General features: G+C 72.1%; 4 protein-coding genes. 1 reads left to right on the plus strand and 3 read right to left on the minus strand.

Translation table 11 applies throughout. The annotated features are described in order from the left end of the window. Positions 1-1,164: threonine ammonia-lyase (gene ilvA / locus ETD96_RS41275; protein WP_138641922.1), on the plus strand; the 1,164-nt coding region annotated here is incomplete at its 5' end. Between the two features lie 34 nt (positions 1,165-1,198). Here ilvA and ETD96_RS41280 read toward each other — a convergent pair. The 3 genes from ETD96_RS41280 to ETD96_RS41290 form a co-directional block, all read right to left on the minus strand. Then, positions 1,199-2,623, minus strand: coding sequence for a M1 family metallopeptidase (locus ETD96_RS41280; protein ID WP_138641923.1), 1,425 nt, complete (start codon positions 2,621-2,623; stop codon positions 1,199-1,201). A 134-nt stretch (positions 2,624-2,757) separates the two neighbouring features. After that, positions 2,758-4,368, minus strand: a complete 1,611-nt coding sequence (locus tag ETD96_RS41285) for a M1 family metallopeptidase (protein WP_240808594.1) — start codon at positions 4,366-4,368, stop codon at positions 2,758-2,760. A 61-nt stretch (positions 4,369-4,429) separates the two neighbouring features. Then, positions 4,430-4,897, minus strand: a complete 468-nt coding sequence (locus ETD96_RS41290; RefSeq protein WP_138641924.1) for an RDD family protein — start codon at positions 4,895-4,897, stop codon at positions 4,430-4,432. Between the last annotated feature and the right edge of the window lie 44 nt (positions 4,898-4,941).

Below are 4,941 nucleotides of genomic sequence, written 5' to 3' on the forward strand. Positions count from 1 at the left end.
GTCCCCACCCCCCTCATCCCCTCCCGGGTCCTGTCGGAGCAGCTCGGCGGCCCCGTCATGCTCAAGTGCGAGAACCTGCAGCGCACCGGCTCGTTCAAGATCCGCGGCGCGTACGTGCGGATCGCGCGGCTCAGCGAGGCCGAGCGGGCCGGCGGCGTGGTGGCGGCGAGCGCCGGCAACCACGCGCAGGGCGTCGCGCTCGCCGCGTCCATGCTCGGCTGCAAGGCCACCGTGTTCATGCCGACCGGCGCCCCGCTCCCCAAGATCGCCGCGACCCGGGGCTACGGCGCCGAGGTCGTGTTCCCCGGCCCGACCGTCGACGACTGCCTCATCGCCGCGCAGAAGTACGCCGACGAGTGCGGCGCGGTGTTCATCCACCCGTTCGACCATCCCGACGTCGTCGCCGGGCAGGGCACGATCGGGCTGGAGATCATGGAGCAGTGCCCGGCCGCCCGGACCATCGTGGCGCCGGTGGGCGGCGGGGGCCTGCTGTCCGGCATCGCCGCGGCGGCCAAGGGCGTGCTGAAGGAGGCCGGCGGCCGGGAGGTCAAGATCCTCGGCGCGCAGGCCAAGCGCGCGGCGGCGTTCCCGCCCTCGCTCGCCGCCGGCAAGCCCGTCCAGGTCGAGATCGAGCCGACCATGGCGGACGGGATCGCCGTCGGCCGCCCGGGCGACCTCACCTATGACCTGTTCACCGGCCTCGTGGACGCCGTCGTCACCGTGACCGAGGAGTCGATCTCGCAGGCGCTGCTGCTCTGCCTCGAACGCGCCAAGCAGGTCGTCGAGCCGGCCGGCGCGGCGGGCGTCGCCGCGATGCTGGAGCACATGTACGCGTTCGAGCCGCCGGTCGTGGTGCTGCTGTCCGGCGGCAACATCGACCCGCTGCTGCTGTCGAAGGTGCTGCGGCACGGCCTCGCCGGCGCCGGGCGGTACCTCGTCGTCCGCTGCCGGCTCAAGGACCGGCCCGGCGCCCTCGTGACGCTGCTGAGCGAACTCGCCGAGCTGGGCGTCAACGTCCTGGACGTGATGCACGAGCGCGTCGCCGCCCGGCTGCACGTCGAGGAGGCCGAGGTGCTCATGCACCTGGAGACGCGAGGGGCCGACCACTCCGAAGACGTGATCGGCCGCCTGCGCGAGAAGGGCTACACGCTCACCCTGAGCTGAGCCCGGACGGTGCCCGGCTCACACGGGGCCCGGCTCACAGGGCCGGCTTGCCCTCGGAGTAGAGCCACGCCTTGGCCCAGCCGTCCAGGTTCTCTCCGGACAGGCGCGCGGCGAAGCGGACGAAGTCCGCCGTGGAGGCGTTGCCGTCCCGGTGGGCGGCGGGCCACGCCTTCAGCAGCCGGAAGAAGTCGCCGTCGCCGATGGTCGTGCGCAGCACGTGCACCGCCATCGCCCCGCGGTCGTAGACGAGCCCGTCGAAGATGTGGTCGCGGCCCGGGTCGGCGACCCTGCCCTTCCACAGGCCGTCGTCCGCGGGGGTCGCGTACACGCCGTCGAAGCTCTTCTGGACGGGCACGCCATCGGCGTGCTCGGACCACATCCACTCGGCGTAGGTGGCGAAGCCCTCGTTCAGCCAGATGTCGGCCCACTTCGCCGGGGACACCGAGTCGCCGAACCACTGGTGGCCCAGCTCGTGCGCGAGGAGGGTGCCGCTCGGGATGCTCCCGGGCCGGCGCCCCAGGTCGTACACGGGGCGGCCCTGCGTCTCCAGCGCGTAGCCGACGCCGGCCTTCACCACGATCCCGCCCGTGGAGGTGAACGGGTAGCGCCCGTAGACCGACGCCTGGAAGTCGGTGACCTGGGCGGTCTGGTCGTGGAACTTCTTCGCGTCCGCCGGCTTGATCGCCATGGCCTGGTCGGTGGCCGTCAGGTTCGGGATGCCCGACCCCGTCCGGCCCTTGAGCACGTCGTACCTGCCGATCGCGAGCATGGACAGCTCGCTCGCCATCGGGTTGCGGACGTCCCAGCGGGTGGTCGTCCAGCCGCCCTTGGCCCAGGTGCCGCGCAGGTCGCCGTTGGCGAGCGTGGTGAGGCCCTTGGGCGCCGACAGGGTGAAGGTGTACGTCGCCTTGTCGGTCGGGTGGTCGTTCACCGGGAAGACGGTGGCGGCGCCGAACGGCTGGTTCAGCATGACCGCGCCGTCGGGCGTCGGCACCCAGCCGGACGTGCCCAGCGTCGCGTCGTCGATCGTCTGCGGGACGCCCGAGTACGCGACCGTCACGGTGAAGTGGCGGTGCTTGCGCAGCCCCTTGGGCGGCGTGATGACCAGCTCCTGCGCGCCGGTGCGCTTGTAGGACGCCTTGCGCCCGTCCACCGTCAGCGACGAGATCTTCAGCGGGCCGAGGAAGTCCAGGTCGAACCGGGACAGGTTCTGCGTCGCCTTCGCCTTGATCTTCGTGACGGCCTGGATCCCCTTCGTGGCGGGGTCGTACTTCAGCCCGATGTCGTAGTGGGCGACGTCGTAGCCGCCGTTGCCCATGTCCGGGAAGTAGGGGTCGCCGGCCCCGGGCGCGCCCGGGGTGAAGCGCGCGGCGGCGGCGCCCGCGGGCGCCGCGGTCACCGCGAGGCTCGCGGCGACGCCCAGCGACACGGCGGCCAGGGCTCGTGGAGTTCTGCTCATCGACCTCGTCCTCGGTTACCTCGGTAAGCCGTCACTACCGTGATCAAGACTTTCTCGCGAGGTGGGCCGGGGCAAGCGCGATTTGGTATCGAATTCGCCTGATCATGGCCGATCCCGTGGCCGGGACCGGCCGTTCACTTCGCCGGGCGGCCCTTCTTGTACAGCCAGTCGTCGAAGAACGCGTCGAGCTTCTTGCCCGAGACCCGGTTCGCCAGCGCGACGAACTGCTTCGTCGTCCCGCTGGAGTGGGCCCGCTCCTTCGTCCAGGTCTGCAGGATCTTGTAGAAGACGTCCTCGCCGACCCGGTTCCGCAGCGCGACCAGCGCCATGCCGCCCCGGTCGTACACCGAGCGGCCGAACATCTGCTTGCGGCCGGGGTTCCCCGGCGGGACGTTCCACAGCTCCTGCCCGCCGATGCCCTCGTAGGCCTCGTCGAAGTGCTCCTGGACGGTCTGGCCGCCGGTCTTCTCGTCCCACAGCCACTCGGCGTAGGTCGCGAAGCCCTCGTTCAGCCAGATGTCCTGCCAGCGGGTGAGGCTGACGCTGTCGCCGAACCACTGGTGCGCCAGCTCGTGCGCGACGATCGTCGGCTGCAGCCCGAACGCCCCGTACACCGGGCGGGTCTGCGTCTCCAGCGCGAAGCCGACCTCGGCGTTGTCGATCAGGCCGCCGGTGGAGGAGAACGGGTAGGGGCCGAAGAGCCTCGACCACTCCTCGGTGATGTCGCCGTTCAGCTTGTGGAACTGGTCGATGCTGACGCCGGGCAGCGTCGGGTCGACCGCGGTGATGACCGGGATCCCGCTCGGCGTCTTGCCCGTCCGCACCGCGAACCGGCCGACGTCCACGGTCGCGAGGTAGGTGGCCATCGGCTTGTTCACGCGCCACTTCGACGTCGTCATCGCGCGCTTGGCCGTGCCGTGCCAGGCGACCGGGTCGATCCCCGGACCGCCGTCGCCGGGGCCGCCCGAGCCGGGGCCGCCGCCCGGCGGCACGCCGGGCGCCGTGGGGGCACCCGGCGCACCGGGCGTCCCGTCCGTGCCGGTGACCGGCGACTCGGGCTCGCCGTTGGCGATCGCCGTCAGCCCCTGCGGCACCGTGATCTCGAAGTCGAAGGTGGCCTTGTCGCTCGGATGGTCGTTGCTCGGGAACCAGGTGTGCGCGCCGCTCGGCTGGCACGCCACGAACACGCCGTCCCGGGTGCGGATCCAGCCGTAGGTGCCGAGCACCGGGTCGTTCGTCGGCTCCGGGGTGCCCGAGTACTCGACGACCGCGGTGAACTCCGCGCCCTTCGCCAGCGGCTTCGCCGGGGTGATCTCCAGCTCCTCGCCGCCGCGCTGGTGCCGCGCGGCCGCCCCGTTCACCTTGATGGACGCGACGTCCAGGCCGGTGAGGTCGAGGTTGAAGCGGGCGAGGCGCTCGGTCGCGGTCGCGGTGATCGTCGCGGTGCCGGCGAGCTGCTTCGGTCCGTCCGGGGTGATGGTGAGCTTCAGCCCGTAGTGCTTGACGTCGTACCCGCCGTTGCCGTCGCCCGGCACGTAGGCGTCGCCCGCGGTCGTCGGGCCCGCCGGCCCGGTCACCGCGCCCGTCGGCGAACCGCCCGGCTCGCCGGGGTCGTCGCCGCCGAGGGAGCCCTGGCAGGCTGCGGTCAGCGACCCCGCGACGGCGAGGGCGGCCAGTCCCGCGGCGCCGCGGACGGCCCGCGACCCGTGAGGGCGGGGACTGGGGGAGTTTCCGGCCGTATGCACGCGCCCAGCCTGCCCGTAGCGAAGCCCGCCGGGCAACTCGGACGCCCGCCCCGGACCCCGGTCAGCGGAAGTCGTAGGGGTTGGGCGCGTGCGGTTCGGCCTTGACGACGACGGTCTGCGCCACCTTGCAGTGCAGCGCCTGCTTGCGCTGGTCGAACAGGATCCACAGGATGTCGATGAGGCCGATGCAGCCGCAGATGCCGCCGAGCACGCTGTAGAACGCCGAGCGTCCGACGGCCTGGCCGGTGGTGATCGCCTGCCCGTCGTCGGCGCGGACGACGCGGATCCGCAGCAGCATCTTGCCGAGCGTCTGCCCCCACTTGGCGTGCATCAGCCAGAAGTAGAGGAACGCGAGCACGACGCTGACGGCGTTCGTCCCGACCTGGGCGCCGTTGTAGAAGGACGAGCCGGGCTCGGGGTCGACGACGCGGTCCCAGTCGATGAACGGGATGGAGACGAGCCCCGCCACGATCCCGATGATGATGAGGTCGAGGATGCCGGCGCCGAGCCGCGCCCACCGGCTCGCCAGCTCGGCCGGGGCCCCGTAGCCGCCCCCGCCGTCTGTCTCTTATA

It is taken from the genome of Actinomadura geliboluensis (genome assembly GCF_005889745.1).
GTDB lineage: Bacteria > Actinomycetota > Actinomycetes > Streptosporangiales > Streptosporangiaceae > Spirillospora > Spirillospora geliboluensis.

What these genes read in the sequence shown, in the direction of transcription:
- ETD96_RS41280 (WP_138641923.1), bottom strand. Translation starts at nt 2,623, where the DNA reads ATGAGCAGAACTCCACGAGCCCTGGCCGCCGTGTCGCTGGGCGTCGCC.